Genomic DNA, 13,379 nt, shown 5'->3' with positions numbered 1-13,379 from the left:
GGCACCCGCGCCCGGACGGACCCGGACGCGCGTACCGCGTGGGACGCGCACCGTGTACGGGAGGGACCCGGACGCGCGTACGGGGTGGACCCGGACCCGCGTACGGGACGGACCCGGACCGCGTCCGGACGGAGCCGCACCTGTCTAGGGGGCGGCCGCCCCCACCCGTACCCGGGCGAGCGGTCGGGCGACGTGGGCATGCGTACGGGACGGACCCGGACCCGCGCCCGGACGGACCCGCACCTGCCTGCGGACCGGCCGCCCCCACCCGTACCCGGGCGATCGGTCGGGCGACGTGGGCATGCGGCACAATCGCAGGCATGACGACCCCCGACCACGAGTCACCAGCGCCGCAGCCCCCCACCCCGGGGCAGAAGGACCGTATCTACAGGTCACCCTCGGGTATCGCCGCAGGTGTCCTGCTGCTGGCCATCGTGGCCTGGCTCGGCATCGACGCGATCGTCTCCGGGCACGACCGCACCCCGTGGCTGGCGCTGGCCGCGATGATCTTGCTCGTCCCGCTGGTCACGGCCTTCACACTGCGCCCCGCCGTCTACGCGAGCGACGAGCGGCTGCGCATCCGCAACCCCTTCCGCATCGTCACGGTGCCCTGGGGAGAGGTCGTCTCGCTGCGGTCCGGCTACTCCAACGAGGTCGTCGTGAAGTCCGGCCGCAAGTACCAGCTGTGGGCCGTCCCCGTCTCGCTGCGGGCCCGGAAGAAGGCGGCGGCGCGCGACGCCAGGGCGAACGCGCAGCGCGCGGCCGAGGCCAGAGGTGAGAGCGGGCGTCGTACCGGTGGGCTGGGCGGGGGGATGAACTTCGGCTTCGGCGGAATGTCGCGCGGCAGCGTCGACGTCTCCGACGGGCCCGCCCGCGCCGAGTCCGACAAGGTCATGGACGACCTGCGCGAACTCCTTGAGACCCAGGGGGAGTCGGAGGCGGCGCGTGGTGAGGTGACGGTCCGCTGGGCGTACGAGATCGCGGGGCCTGCGGTGGCGGGGGCGGTGCTGTTGGCGATTCTGGTGGCGACTGGTTGAGCGGTGCGCGGCGGCTCGGGGGTGGGCCGGGGGCGCGTGACACAACACGTACGAGAAGGAAGCCGGCCTGGGGGCTGTCGGTGGTGCTGACCAAGAGACTGCTGTGGACACTCGGCTGCGGCCTGCCGGTGGTGCTGACCCTGTCCGCCTGTACACGCACCCCCTCCGACCCTCCGGACGTCGGGTACAGGCAGTCGAGCAGCGGATCCGTCACCGTCGCCTACCCGCTGTGCCCGGGGCAGACCGTCGACGGAGCAGCCATCGTGGTCCGCGCCAACCGCAACAGCTTCGACTACAAGTCGCTGTGGAAGGCGGACAGGCCCGCCGATGAGGAAGCGGCCCGAGGACTCTTCACCGTCGGGAAATCCAGCAGCTTCACCACGCAGCGCCAGAGACTGACGGGGCCCCTTCCCCAGAACTTCGTGATCACCGTGCGCGTCCTGCAGGACGGCCGGCGCACCGACAGCGTGGACGGCGTGATCGACCTGAAGAAACTGTCCTCCTCAGCCCTCCGAGCCGGTGAATTCATGACCTACACCGGCAAGGTCATGAACCGCGGCCAGATAGACGCACAGCTGAAATGCGACCGGGAGGACGAGGCCCCCTGAGAGGCCGCGGGGGCCAGGACGTCAGATTCCGGCGGCGTTCGACAAGTCCCGTTTGATCGCCGCGAGGCGGTCCCTTGCCGTCGTGCGGGCTGCCGGGAGTGCGGTGTGCGCCGCGACCGGGACCACGACCTCCAGGTAGCACTTCAGCTTGGGTTCCGTGCCGCTGGGGCGGACGACCACTCGGGCGCCGTCGAGGGTGTAGCGCAGGCCGTCGGTGGGTGGGAGGCGGTCGGTGCCCTCGGTGAGGTCCTCGGCCTTGGTGATGGCCAGGCCCGCCAGCTGCGTCGGCGGCTGCTCGCGCAGGCGGCGCATCGCGGCGGCGATCAGGGAGAGGTCCTCGACGCGCACCGAGAGCTGGTCGGTGGCGTGCAGGCCGTGCTCCACCGCGAGGTCGTCGAGGAGGTCCAGGAGCGTACGGCCCTCCTCCTTGAGCCCGGAGGCCAGTTCGGTGATGAGCAGGGCCGCGGTGATGCCGTCCTTGTCGCGTACGCCGTCGGGGTCGACGCAGTAGCCGAGGGCCTCCTCGTAGCCGTAGCGCAGGCCCTCGACGCGGGCGATCCACTTGAAGCCGGTGAGGGTCTCCTCGTACGGCAGCCCCGCCTTCTCGGCGATACGGCCGAGGAGCGAGGAGGAGACGATCGACTCCGCGAAGGTGCCGCGGGCGCCGCGCCGCACGAGGTGCGCGGCGAGCAGCGCGCCGACCTCGTCGCCGCGGAGCATGCGCCATTCGCCGCCGTCCCGCACGGCGACGGCACAGCGGTCGGCGTCCGGGTCGTTGGCGACGATCAGGTCGGGATCGGCCTTCCGGGCCGTGGCGAACGCCAGGTCCATGGCGCCCGGCTCCTCCGGGTTGGGGAAGGCGACGGTGGGGAAGTCCGGGTCGGGCTCGGCCTGTTCGGCGACCAGGACCGGCTCCGGGAAGCCGGCGCGGGCGAACGCGGCGAGGAGGGTGTCCCTGCCGACGCCGTGCATCGCCGTGTAGACGGTGCGGGCGGTGCGCGGGGAGCCGGGCGCGAGGACGGCGTCCGTACGGGCCAGATAGGCGTCCAGTACGTCCTCGCCGAGGGTGTCCCAGCCCTCCTCCGGGCGCGGTACGTCGGCCAGCGCGGCGATCGCGTCGATCTCGGCGGCGATCTCCGCGTCCGCGGGCGGCACAATCTGGGAGCCGTCGCCGAGGTAGACCTTGTAGCCGTTGTCCCGGGGCGGGTTGTGGCTGGCGGTGACCTCCACGCCGGCGACCGCGCCGAGGTGCCTTATCGCGTACGCGAGGACGGGGGTGGGCAGCGGGCGGGGCAGTACGGCGGCCCGCAGTCCCGCGCCCGTCATCACGGCCGCCGTGTCGCGCGCGAAGTCGGCGGACTTGTGGCGGGCGTCGTAGCCGATGACGACGAGGCCGCCCGCCCGGCCGTTGTTCTTCAGGTACGCGGCAAGGCCCGCCGCCGCCCGGATCACGACCGCGCGGTTCATGCGGTTCGGCCCCGCCCCGAGCTCACCGCGCAGACCCGCGGTGCCGAACTGGAGGGTGCCGTCGAAACGGTCGGCGAGCTCCGTGACATCCCGGGCCTCGACGAGCGCGGCGAGCTCCTCGCGGGTGTCCGGGTCGGGGTCCTCGGCCAGCCACGCCTGGGCTCGCGCGAAGAGTTCGTCGTGCACGGTCGGTCAACCTCTCGTTCGGTTTCCGGTGGACGGGCAAGGTCTGGCTTGGACGGGCAACGTCCGGCCTGGACGGGCAAGTTCCGGCCCGGACAGGCAGGTTCCGGTGGACAGGCGGTGCCCGATGGTCGGGCAGTTTCCGTTGGGCAGGCGGTGTCCGGTGGATACGCCCCGGGGAGCAGCCCCCGGCAACGGCGCCGGCGCCTACACCTACAGCCGCCCGAGCACCTGCGCCAGCAGCGAGCCCATCCGCGTCGCCGAGTCGCGGCCCGCCTGCAGGACCTCCTCGTGGTTGAGCGGCTCGCCCGTCATGCCCGCGGCGAGGTTCGTCACCAGGGAGATACCCAGCACCTCCGCGCCCGCCTCGCGCGCCGCGATGGCCTCCAGGACCGTCGACATGCCCACCAGGTCCGCGCCGATCACCCGGGCCATCCGGATCTCGGCCGGGGTCTCGTAGTGCGGGCCGGGGAACTGGGCGTAGACGCCCTCCTCCAGGGTGGGGTCGATCTCCTTGCACAGGGCGCGCAGGCGCGGCGAGTACAGATCGGTGAGGTCGACGAAGTTCGCGCCCACGATCGGGGAGGTCGCCGTCAGGTTGATGTGGTCACTGATCAGCACCGGCTGACCGGGGCGCATGCCCTCGCGCAGACCGCCGCAGCCGTTGGTGAGGACGATCGTCTTGCAGCCGGCGGCGACGGCGGTGCGGACGCCGTGCGCGACGGCGGCGACGCCGCGGCCCTCGTAGTAGTGCGTACGGCCCAGGAAGACCAGCGCCCGCTTGTCGCCGGAGCGGTACGAGCGGATCTTGCCGCCGTGTCCCTCCACCGCCGGGGGCGGGAATCCGGGCAGCTCGGTGACCTGGAACTCGGCGTCGGGTGCGCCGAGGGCGTCCACGGCCGGAGCCCAGCCGGAGCCCATCACGAGGGCGACGTCGTGGGTCTCGGCGCCGGTCAGTTCGCGCAGGCGCGCTGCGGCGGCGTCGGCGGCGGCGTGGGGGTCGCCCTGGATGTCGTCCGGAAGAAGAGATGCGTTCACGCGCACGAGAGTAGCCGGTTTGGGCCTACGCGCGTAGATGACAGAGCACACGGGATGGCGATCGTTGTCTTGTCGTTTCCAACGAAACCCGGGCCGCTGTGGTCAGCAGGGGCGCTTGCGCAGCTCCATCACGTAATCGTGTGGCGCCCCGGCGGACTCCGCCGCGTCCGCGATCTCGCCCAGGTACCGCGCCGCCGGCAGACCGCCCTCGTAGCCGTCGAGAACGTAGGTCCAGGCCGACTCCTCACCCTCCAGGGTGTGCACCCGCACCTTCATGCGGCGGTAGATGCCGAGCCCCACGCCCTCCCAGCGGTCCATGGACTCCTCGTCCAACGGGGCGATGTCGTAGAGCGCGACGAAGACCTGGCTGAGGGGGTCCTCGACGATCGTCGCCAGCGCGCCCTCCCAGCCCATGTGCTCGCCCCCGAACGTCAGCCGCCACTCGTTGAGCCAGCCGGTGGCGCGCATGGGCGAGTGGGGAGCGCGACGGGTCATCAGCCGCGCATCGAGGTTGCCGGCGTACGCGGCGTAGAGCGACATGTGTCGAGGGTACGGCAGCCGGACCGCATGCCCCGCCCGTATCAGGAGCCCCTTGCGAACCCATTGCCTCGCCCCCGGGCAGTAGCACCTTGAGGAGTGCGGGACAATGGGGTACGTGACTCGGATCGTGATCATCGGTGGCGGACCCGGCGGATACGAGGCGGCCCTGGTGGCCGCCCAGCTCGGCGCGGAGGTGACCGTCGTCGACTGCGACGGTCTGGGCGGGGCGTCGGTGCTGACCGACTGCGTACCGTCGAAGACTCTCATCGCCACGGCGGAGGTGATGACCACCTTCGACTCCTCCTACGAAGAGCTCGGCATCATCGTGGCCGACGACACCCCGCCGCTGGAGCAGGCCGCTCGGGTCGTCGGCGTGGACCTCGGCAAGGTCAACCGCCGCGTGAAGCGGCTCGCCCTCGCCCAGTCGCACGACATCACCGCCTCGGTCACACGCGCGGGCGCCCGGGTCATGCGCGGCCGCGGCCGCCTTGAGGGCATGCAGGCCCTCGACGGCTCCCGCAAGGTCGTCGTCGCCGCGGCCGACGGCACCGAGGAGACCCTCACCGCCGACGCCGTCCTGATCGCCACCGGCGGCCACCCGCGCGAGGTGCCCGACGCCCTGCCCGACGGCGAGCGCATCCTGAACTGGACCCAGGTGTACGACCTGGACGAGCTGCCCGAGGAGCTCATCGTGGTCGGGTCGGGTGTCACCGGCGCCGAGTTCGCCGGCGCCTACCAGGCGCTGGGCTCGAAGGTCACCCTCGTGTCGTCCCGCGACCGTGTGCTGCCCGGCGAGGACCCGGACGCCGCCGCCGTCCTGGAGGACGTCTTCCGCCGCCGCGGCATGAACGTCATGGCCCGCTCCCGCGCCGCCGCCGCCAAGCGGGTCGGCGACCGGGTCGAGGTCACCCTCTCCGACGGCCGCGTGATCACCGGCTCGCACTGCCTCATGGCCGTCGGCGCCATCCCGAACAGCCAGGGCATGGGCCTGGAGGAGGCGGGCGTCCGGGTCCGCGAGTCCGGGCACATCTGGACCGACAAGGTGTCCAGGACCACGGCTCCCGGTGTCTACGCCGCCGGTGACGTGACCGGCGTCTTCGCGCTCGCGTCCGTCGCCGCCATGCAGGGACGTATCGCCATGTACCACTTCCTCGGCGACGCGGTGGCCCCCCTGGACCTCAAGACGGTCTCCTCCAACGTCTTCACCGACCCGGAGATCGCCACCGTCGGCTACTCCCAGGCCGATGTGGACGGCGGCAAGATCGACGCCCGCGTGGTGAAGCTGCCGCTGCTGCGCAACCCGCGCGCGAAGATGCAGGGCATCCGCGACGGCTTCGTGAAGCTGTTCTGCCGGCCGGGCACGGGCATCGTCGTCGGGGGTGTCGTCGTGGCGCCGCGCGCCTCCGAACTGATCCATCCGATCTCGATCGCCGTCGACAACAATCTGACGGTCGAACAGATCGCGAACGCCTTCACCGTGTACCCCTCTCTTTCGGGGTCGATCGCGGAGGTCGCGCGCCAGCTCCACAACCGCAAGACCGGCGCGGGTCTCTAGGCTCCGACCCGGCCGAAACCAACTCCTCGCTGGTCACGGGGAGTTGTCGAGCATGCGTGCGGCATAGGCGGGGCGAGTAGGCTCTATACCACTTCTCGCCCTCCTGTGCGAACAACTTCTGTTATTCGGCGCAAACTGCTGAAAGCAGACGGTCGTTGGGGTTACTGTCAGTTTCGTGTTCGCTGCAGAACGTCGCCAATTGATCCTCGAAATGGTGCGAGCGAACGGGGCAGTATCGCTCCGTGAGCTCGCCCGCGTCGTCCAGACCTCCGAAGTGACCGTACGGCGGGACGTGCGCGCACTGGAGGCAGAAGGACTCCTCGACCGCCGGCACGGCGGTGCGGTACTGCCGGGCGGATTCACGCGGGAGTCCGGCTTTCCGCAGAAATCACATCTCGCGACCGCCGAGAAGACGGCCATCGCCGACCTCGCCGCGGGCTTCGTCGAAGAGGGCGAGGCCATCGTCGTCGGGGCGGGCACCACGACACAGGAGCTGGCCCGCCGGCTCGCCCGAGTGCCCGGACTGACCGTCGTCACCAACTCCCTGCTCGTCGCCCAGGCGTTGGCACATGCCAACCGCGTGGAGGTCGTGATGACCGGCGGCACGCTGCGCGGCTCCAACTACGCCCTCGTGGGCAGCGGTGCCGAGCAGTCCCTGCAGGGGCTGCGGGTCTCCAGGGCCTTCCTGTCCGGGAGCGGGTTGACCGCCGAGCGCGGGCTGTCCACGTCCAACATGCTGTCCGCGTCCGTGGACCGGGCGTTGGTGCAGGCGGCCGCCGAGGTCGTCGTCCTCGCCGACCACACCAAGCTCGGGACGGACACGATGTTCCAGACCGTGCCCACGGATGTGATCACGCGTCTGGTGACGGATGAGCCTCCGGCGCATGACGACCGGGCCTCCACCGAGTTGCAGGCGCTTGCGGATCAGGGGGTGCAGATCGCGGTCGCGGGGGGGTCCTCCGGGGGTTCGGGTGGGGCGGGTGGTGATTCTGTCCCCCCGCGACAGGGGCGCCGTGATGTTGCTCTGCCGGGGCCTCGGCGGGGGGCGGCTGGTCTTCGGACCGCGGTTCTTGGTGAGGCTTCGGCGGGGGCTGAGCGCGGCGGGCGCGTTGCAGATATGCGGCGACGTTAGCTGCGCCGTTTCGCCACCTCGCCGTAGGGGTCGTTGTGGGTGCGCGGCTATCGGTCTGTGTGGGTTGCTCGCGCAGTTCCCCGCGCCCCTTAGGGGGTTGCAGCCAGGCCTTTCACTGTCAGGTTCAGGAGGCGGTCTGCTAGGTGGGGGTCTGTTGGGGATTCCTCTGCTGCCAGGGCGATGGCGTGGGTGAGTTGGAGGAGGTCCTGGATGGCCACGTCCTCGCGGATCTTGCCTGCTTGTTGGGCTCGGGCCAGGAGGGCGTTGCCGGCCTCGCGGATGGGGGCGCTGCAGCGGGACAGGGCCGAGGTCGTGTCGGAGGAGACCGACATGAGGGCGCGGGAGAGGCCGCGGTACTCGCTCGCGTGCGTGACCGTCTCGCGGAGCCAGGTCACCAGGGCCGTGCAGGGCTCCGGGGCGTCGAGCAGTTCGCGGGAGCGGGTGAGCAGGTCGCCCACCGCGTCCTCGAAGACGGCGCTCAACAGGGCGTGCCGGTTGGGGAAATGGCGGTAGAGGGTGCCGATGCCCACGCCCGCGCGACGGGCCACGTCCTCCAGGGACGCGTCCGTGCCATGGGCGGCGAAGGCGGACCGGGCCTCGGCGAGCAGCCGCTCGTAGTTGCGGCGGGCGTCGGCACGCATGGGTCGCGGTGGCACGGGCGTCACGGCCGTCCCGCCCTGTGCTGCCGCCTTCGTCGACGTCGTGTCCACCACGCCTCCCACCTGCCCTCGTGCGCGCCCCCTTGTGCCTCCAGGATGCCATCGAGGATGCGCGAGCGGGCTTCCCCGAGCCCGTACGGGCCGTAACGTCGTCTCAGGCGAGAGCAGCGCCGGGGGAAACGGGATGGACATCAGTGGTGCGGACGCGCGTCGGGTGCTGACGCTCGTGGAGGAACTCGAGGAGTCCGACTCCGTCGAGGAGTTGCAGGAACGGGCCCTGCCCGAACTGCTGGGACTGATCGGCGCCGACGCGGCCCAGTGCTACCGGCTCTCGGTCGACGGGATGGGCCTGACCGCCCTCGCGCTGCCCGGGGACGCCTTCCACCAGGACCCGATGGTCATCTACGACCACCCCATCGACCACCCGCTGACCGAGGTCATGATGCAGACGCCGACCCTGGAGGCCTGGCGGGTGAGCGATGTCGCCGGGGACCTCCAGTGGCAGCGCACCCACTGCTACAACCTGGACTTCCGTCCCTTCGGCCTGCGCCGGCACCTGGTGGCCTCGGGCGGCTCCGACACGGTCGAGGTCGCGGGGTACACACTGGTCCGCTCGGGCGAGGACTTCACCGAACGCGACCGTGACCTCTTCGGCTTCGCGCAGCTCCAACTCCAGGTCGCCCAGCGGGCGGTGCGCGAGCGCGAGCAGCTGCGCGCGCTCGCCGCCGTGGCCCTGCAGCTGGCCGGAAACCAGGAGCGCGGAGTCGCCGCCCTCGATGAGCGCGGCCGTCCGCAGGCGCTCAACGCGGTCGCCGCCGGACTGCTCGCCGTCGTACGGGGCGATCCGCGGCTCGGCCGGCCCGAGTCGTTCACCGTGCGGGACATCGAGGTGCGGTACGTGCCCCCGGCGGGCCCCGGGCACACCGCTCTGCTTCTGTTGCGCGACCTCGCGCGGGGGCGTGCGATCGCGCGCCGGTTCGGGGTCACCGAGCAGGAGTACCGCACGCTCCTCCACCTCGACGAGGGCCGTACGGCGACCGAGGCGGCCCGGCGGATGGGCCTGTCCACGGCGACCGTGCGCGGCTACATCGCCGCCCTGCACCGCAAGTTGGAGGCGGGACACACGGCGGCGCTGCTGCGCAGGGGACGGGATCTCGGGCTGATCGGCGACTGAGGACGCACGTCCCGGAACGCGTACGACGCCCGTCCGGATGCGATAGGTCGCGACCCGTCAGAATTGACGGATGGTGGTCCTCCGCACGTCGCCGCTTCACTGATCCCAGGTGCTTCGCGACCAACGCCTCGGGGGAACGGGGGCACGGGGGAAACAACGAGGCGCCCGGCGGTCTGACTGCTCCAGACCGCCGGGCGCCTCGTGAACTTCCGTATGTCAGTCCTTGATCTCGCAGATGGCGGCGCCGGAGGTGAGGGAGGCGCCGATCTCGGCGGACAGGCCCTTGATGGTGCCGGACTTGTGCGCGTTCAGCGGCTGTTCCATCTTCATGGCCTCCAGGACGACGATCAGGTCGCCCTCCTTGACCTCCTGGCCCTCCTCGACGGCGACCTTGACGATGGTGCCCTGCATCGGGGACGCCAGGGTGTCGCCGGAGGCGACCGGGCCGGACTTCCTGGCCGCCCGCCGCTTGGGACGCGCCCCGGCCGCGAGCCCGGTGCGGGCCAGCGACATGCCCAGCGAGGACGGCAGGGAGACCTCCAGGCGCTTGCCGCCGACCTCGACGACGACCGTCTCCCGGCCCGGCTCCTCGTCCGACTCCGCATCCGCGGGGGCGGTGAAGGGCTTGATGTCGTTGACGAACTCGGTCTCGATCCACCGGGTGTGGACCGTGAACGGCTCGCTGCTGCCGGTCAGTTCGGGGGCGAACGCCGGGTCGGTGACCACCGCGCGGTGGAACGGGATGGCCGTGGCCATGCCCTCCACCTGGAACTCGGCCAGGGCGCGGGCGGCCCGCTGCAAAGCCTGCTCGCGGGTGGCGCCGGTGACGATCAGCTTGGCCAGCAGCGAGTCCCAGGCCGGGCCGATCACACTGCCGGACTCCACGCCCGCGTCCAGGCGCACGCCCGGACCCGACGGCGGGGCGAACGCGGTGACCGTGCCCGGGGCGGGCAAAAAGCCCCGGCCGGGGTCCTCGCCGTTGATGCGGAACTCGAAGGAATGCCCGCGCAGTTCGGGATCGCCGTAGCCGAGTTCCTCGCCGTCGGCGATGCGGAACATCTCCCGCACCAGGTCGAGGCCGGCGACCTCCTCGGTGACCGGGTGCTCCACCTGCAGACGGGTGTTGACCTCAAGGAAGGAGATCGTGCCGTCCGCGCCGACCAGGAACTCCACCGTGCCGGCGCCGACATAGCCGGCCTCCTTCAAGATGGCCTTGGAGGAGGCGTACAGCTCGGCGACCTGCGCCTCGGACAGGAACGGGGCGGGGGCCTCCTCGACCAGTTTCTGGTGGCGGCGCTGCAGCGAGCAGTCACGGGTGGAGACCACGACCACGTTGCCGTGGGTGTCGGCCAGGCACTGAGTCTCCACGTGGCGGGGCTTGTCGAGGTAGCGCTCCACGAAGCACTCGCCGCGGCCGAAGGCGGCCACCGCCTCACGCACCGCCGACTCATACAGCTCCGGCACCTCCTCCAGGGTGCGGGCCACCTTCAGGCCGCGCCCGCCGCCGCCGAAGGCCGCCTTGATGGCGATCGGCAGGCCGTGCTCGCGGGCGAAGGCGACGACCTCGTCGGCGCCGGAGACCGGGTCGGGGGTGCCGGCCACCAGCGGGGCCCCCGCACGCTGCGCGATGTGCCGGGCGGCGACCTTGTCCCCCAGATCGCGGATGGCCTGCGGCGGCGGGCCGATCCAGATCAGCCCCGCGTCCAGGACGGCCTGGGCGAACTCGGCGTTCTCCGACAGGAAGCCATAGCCCGGGTGGATCGCATCCGCCCCCGCCTCACGGGCGGCACCCAAAACCTTGCCGATGTCCAGGTAACTGGTGGCCGGGGTGTCACCGCCCAGGGCGAACGCCTCGTCCGCGGTCCGGACGTGCAGAGCGTCGCGGTCCGGATCCGCGTAGACGGCCACGCTCGCGATTCCGGCATCCCGGCAGGCCCGGGCAACGCGGACAGCGATTTCGCCACGGTTGGCGATGAGCACCTTGCGCACGATTGAGGCTCCCTCCTTGAAACAAGCCGAGTTTAGGGACTGGCTACACGGCACTACGACCCGTCCCCAATGGTGAGCTTGCCCACACGGAGCGTGATACGAGGCTCGCTCGACCCGCGAAAGCCCTTGTCGCGCCGCGGCACGCAGGACTCCTCCCGGAAACCCTAGCTCGCCCGTGTGGTCAAGGTCTCTGTGAGAGCGTGCTGCGGGCCACTCGGTTTCTTTGTGGAGTCCCTACGAATGGCCCAACGAATCTTTGCCCGCCGTAGAACCCTTGTCCCGCCGTTTACCCGTTAGTAGCGTTCGCGATGCAGCGAACGTACTTGAGGTAACAGCAGCCTTGTTCGCCCCACTCGGGCGGCAGTCGAAAGTGGGTGGGGGCCGGTGATACGCAGGCCGGTGGCGTGGGTCGTGGCGATCGTGCTCTTCGTGGAAGCGCTCGGAGTGGCCGCGCTGAACTGGTTCCTGGGGATCGTGGTCGACCGCCAGGACATGTCTCTTGCCGGACTCGACTCCGACATGATGGCGAACTCCTCGAAGATCGCCGGGATCGTCTTCGGGCTCTACTTTGCCCTATGCGGCGTGGTCGCGCTGCTCGTGGCGCTGCGCGACCGTCCGCCGGCCGGCTTCGGGCGCATCCTGCTGATCAGCGCGGCCGTGGTGCACGCGCTGCTGGGGGCGTTCTCCTGGGGCCTGGTGGGCTGGGGCGCGTTCCTGCTCATGGTGGTGGTGCTGGGGCTCATCGTGCTGCTCCTGATGACCTACGACAGGCCCGCGCAGCCCGCCGACGCGGCCCCGCCCGCCGCACCCGGCCCCGACGGCCCCGCGAACGGCGGGAACGGTGGCAGCAAGGACGGCGGCAGGGGCGGCGAGGGCTCCCCCCTCACTTCTCCGCCGGCGCCCACAACTCCGTGATGCCGACGCCCAGTTGGGCGAGCAGCCTGCGGACGAGGGGCAGGCTGATGCCGATCACGTTGCCGTGGTCGCCGTCGATGCCGTCGATGAACGGCGCGCTGCGGCCGTCGAGCGTGAACGCCCCCGCGACGTAGAGGGGTTCGCCCGAGGCGACGTAGGCGGCGACCTCCTCGTCGCTGGGCTCGCCGAAGCGGACGACGGTGGAGGCGGTGGCGGAGGTGTAGCGGCCGCTGACGGTGTCGTAGACGCAGTGGCCGGTCTGCAGGGTGCCCGCGCGCCCGCGCATCGACTTCCACCGTGCCGTCGCCTCCTCGGCGTCGGCGGGCTTGCCCAGCGCGACGCCGTCCAGGTCGAGGACCGAGTCGCAGCCGATCACCAGCGCGCCCTGTACGTCCGGCCTGGCGGCCACCACGGAGGCCTTGGCCTCGGCGAGCGCGAGGGCGAGTTCGGCCGGGGTGGGAGCGGTGACGGCGTCCTCGTCCACGCCGCTGACGATGGCCTCCGGCGCGAGACCGGCCTGGCGCAGGAGGTTCAGCCTGGCGGGGGACTGGGAGGCGAGGACGAGGCGGCGGCGGGGGGCGTCTGTCATGCGCTCAGGGTAGTCGCGCCGCGGGTTCGGCCGGGGGCTACCTCAGGCCGATCACGATCATGGTCAGGACCATGGCCAGGGCCATGAGGAGGCCGAGCCTGCGCAGCATGTTCTGGGTTTCGCGCAGGTCTTTGGGGGGTTCGTCCTCGGGGTCTGACCACAGCATGCCCCTAGCGTGGGGCTTGGCCTTGGGAGGGTGCCTGAGTACGCGTACTCAAGTTGGGGCGCGGAGCTGCCATGACGTGCGCGGTTCCCCGCGCCCCTGGGGAAACTGCAGTTACCCCGGCCAGTAGGTGCGGGTCCATGATGTGGGGCCCGGTTGGGGGAGGCGGTGGGTGGCGATCCTGGCCGGGTCCGACCAGGAGTCGCGGTCTCGGGGGGCGCCGGGCGGGACTGAGGCTTCCGCCGCGGCGCGGGCGCGGACCACCGCGAGGGCGGCGGCCAGCTCCTCCGGTGTCGGGTTGCCCCGTACGACCTTGATGTTCATGACGGC

General features: G+C 71.4%; 14 protein-coding genes. 6 read left to right on the top strand and 8 right to left on the bottom strand.

Annotation, left to right across the window (positions count from 1 at the left end):
* Positions 1-320: 320 nt before the first annotated feature.
* Together JYK17_RS10405 and JYK17_RS10400 are read left to right on the top strand one after the other, a co-directional pair.
* Positions 321-1,037 (top strand): PH domain-containing protein, encoded by a 717-nt coding sequence (locus JYK17_RS10405; protein ID WP_108013120.1) that lies wholly within the window; start codon positions 321-323, stop codon positions 1,035-1,037.
* An 83-nt stretch (positions 1,038-1,120) separates the two neighbouring features.
* On the top strand, positions 1,121-1,645 hold the full coding sequence (locus JYK17_RS10400; protein ID WP_128802778.1) for a hypothetical protein: 525 nt from the start codon (positions 1,121-1,123) through the stop codon (positions 1,643-1,645).
* A 21-nt stretch (positions 1,646-1,666) separates the two neighbouring features.
* Here JYK17_RS10400 and JYK17_RS10395 read toward each other — a convergent pair whose 3' ends face one another.
* From JYK17_RS10395 to JYK17_RS10385, 3 genes are all read right to left on the bottom strand, one after another.
* Positions 1,667-3,298: a phospho-sugar mutase gene (locus tag JYK17_RS10395; protein WP_108013118.1), complete on the bottom strand. Its 1,632-nt coding sequence runs from the start codon at positions 3,296-3,298 to the stop codon at positions 1,667-1,669.
* Between the two features lie 210 nt (positions 3,299-3,508).
* Positions 3,509-4,333 carry a purine-nucleoside phosphorylase gene (locus JYK17_RS10390; RefSeq protein WP_108013117.1) on the bottom strand — a complete coding sequence of 275 codons (825 nt, stop codon included), beginning with the start codon at positions 4,331-4,333 and terminating at the stop codon, positions 3,509-3,511.
* Between the two features lie 102 nt (positions 4,334-4,435).
* Positions 4,436-4,873: a gamma-glutamylcyclotransferase family protein gene (locus tag JYK17_RS10385; protein ID WP_108013116.1), complete on the bottom strand. Its 438-nt coding sequence runs from the start codon at positions 4,871-4,873 to the stop codon at positions 4,436-4,438.
* A gap of 106 nt (positions 4,874-4,979) precedes the next feature.
* On the opposite strand from JYK17_RS10385, the gene JYK17_RS10380 reads away from it, so the two are divergent.
* Positions 4,980-6,428: an NAD(P)H-quinone dehydrogenase gene (locus JYK17_RS10380; protein ID WP_108013115.1), complete on the top strand. Its 1,449-nt coding sequence runs from the start codon at positions 4,980-4,982 to the stop codon at positions 6,426-6,428.
* Positions 6,429-6,603: 175 nt separating this feature from the next.
* Positions 6,604-7,560, top strand: a complete 957-nt coding sequence (locus JYK17_RS10375) for a DeoR/GlpR family DNA-binding transcription regulator (RefSeq protein WP_108013114.1) — start codon at positions 6,604-6,606, stop codon at positions 7,558-7,560.
* Positions 7,561-7,649: 89 nt separating this feature from the next.
* Here JYK17_RS10375 and JYK17_RS10370 read toward each other — a convergent pair whose 3' ends face one another.
* Positions 7,650-8,201: a TetR/AcrR family transcriptional regulator gene (locus tag JYK17_RS10370; protein WP_108013113.1), complete on the bottom strand. Its 552-nt coding sequence runs from the start codon at positions 8,199-8,201 to the stop codon at positions 7,650-7,652.
* Between the two features lie 202 nt (positions 8,202-8,403).
* Between JYK17_RS10370 and JYK17_RS10365 the strand changes: the two genes are divergently transcribed.
* Positions 8,404-9,393 (top strand): helix-turn-helix transcriptional regulator, encoded by a 990-nt coding sequence (locus JYK17_RS10365; RefSeq protein WP_108013112.1) that lies wholly within the window; start codon positions 8,404-8,406, stop codon positions 9,391-9,393.
* A 216-nt stretch (positions 9,394-9,609) separates the two neighbouring features.
* Here JYK17_RS10365 and JYK17_RS10360 read toward each other — a convergent pair whose 3' ends face one another.
* Positions 9,610-11,382 (bottom strand): acetyl/propionyl/methylcrotonyl-CoA carboxylase subunit alpha, encoded by a 1,773-nt coding sequence (locus JYK17_RS10360; RefSeq protein WP_222810223.1) that lies wholly within the window; start codon positions 11,380-11,382, stop codon positions 9,610-9,612.
* A 384-nt stretch (positions 11,383-11,766) separates the two neighbouring features.
* On the opposite strand from JYK17_RS10360, the gene JYK17_RS10355 reads away from it, so the two are divergent.
* Positions 11,767-12,297, top strand: coding sequence for a hypothetical protein (locus JYK17_RS10355; protein ID WP_108013110.1), 531 nt, complete (start codon positions 11,767-11,769; stop codon positions 12,295-12,297).
* Here the strand turns inward: JYK17_RS10355 and JYK17_RS10350 are convergent.
* From JYK17_RS10350 to JYK17_RS10345, 3 genes are all read right to left on the bottom strand, one after another.
* Positions 12,266-12,886: a Maf family protein gene (locus JYK17_RS10350; protein ID WP_108013109.1), complete on the bottom strand. Its 621-nt coding sequence runs from the start codon at positions 12,884-12,886 to the stop codon at positions 12,266-12,268. The two genes, JYK17_RS10355 and JYK17_RS10350, sit on opposite strands and share 32 nt — an antisense overlap.
* A 37-nt stretch (positions 12,887-12,923) precedes the next feature.
* Complete coding sequence (gene mmpB, locus JYK17_RS40450) at positions 12,924-13,052, bottom strand: morphogenic membrane protein MmpB (protein WP_258198326.1); 129 nt, start codon at positions 13,050-13,052, stop codon at positions 12,924-12,926.
* Between the two features lie 111 nt (positions 13,053-13,163).
* A complete protein-coding gene (locus tag JYK17_RS10345) occupies positions 13,164-13,373 on the bottom strand; it encodes an acyl-CoA carboxylase subunit epsilon (protein ID WP_108013108.1) in 210 nt (69 codons plus the stop codon).
* Positions 13,374-13,379 lie beyond the last annotated feature (6 nt).

Origin of the sequence: Streptomyces plumbidurans, from assembly GCF_019857225.1 — a bacterium.
Lineage (GTDB): Bacteria > Actinomycetota > Actinomycetes > Streptomycetales > Streptomycetaceae > Streptomyces > Streptomyces plumbidurans.
This window is presented reverse-complemented; position numbering and strand designations above follow the sequence as displayed.

Excerpts from the sequence above, each read along its gene's own strand:
- JYK17_RS10405 (WP_108013120.1), top strand. The coding sequence starts at position 321 with ATGACGACCCCCGACCACGAGTCACCAGCGCCGCAGCCCCCCACCCCG.
- JYK17_RS10385 (WP_108013116.1), bottom strand. The coding sequence starts at position 4,873 with ATGTCGCTCTACGCCGCGTACGCCGGCAACCTCGATGCGCGGCTGATG.
- JYK17_RS10380 (WP_108013115.1), top strand. The coding sequence starts at position 4,980 with ATGGGGTACGTGACTCGGATCGTGATCATCGGTGGCGGACCCGGCGGA.
- JYK17_RS10370 (WP_108013113.1), bottom strand. The coding sequence starts at position 8,201 with ATGCGTGCCGACGCCCGCCGCAACTACGAGCGGCTGCTCGCCGAGGCC.
- JYK17_RS10365 (WP_108013112.1), top strand. The coding sequence starts at position 8,404 with ATGGACATCAGTGGTGCGGACGCGCGTCGGGTGCTGACGCTCGTGGAG.
- JYK17_RS10350 (WP_108013109.1), bottom strand. The coding sequence starts at position 12,886 with ATGACAGACGCCCCCCGCCGCCGCCTCGTCCTCGCCTCCCAGTCCCCC.
- mmpB (WP_258198326.1), bottom strand. The coding sequence starts at position 13,052 with ATGCTGTGGTCAGACCCCGAGGACGAACCCCCCAAAGACCTGCGCGAA.
- JYK17_RS10345 (WP_108013108.1), bottom strand. The coding sequence starts at position 13,373 with ATGAACATCAAGGTCGTACGGGGCAACCCGACACCGGAGGAGCTGGCC.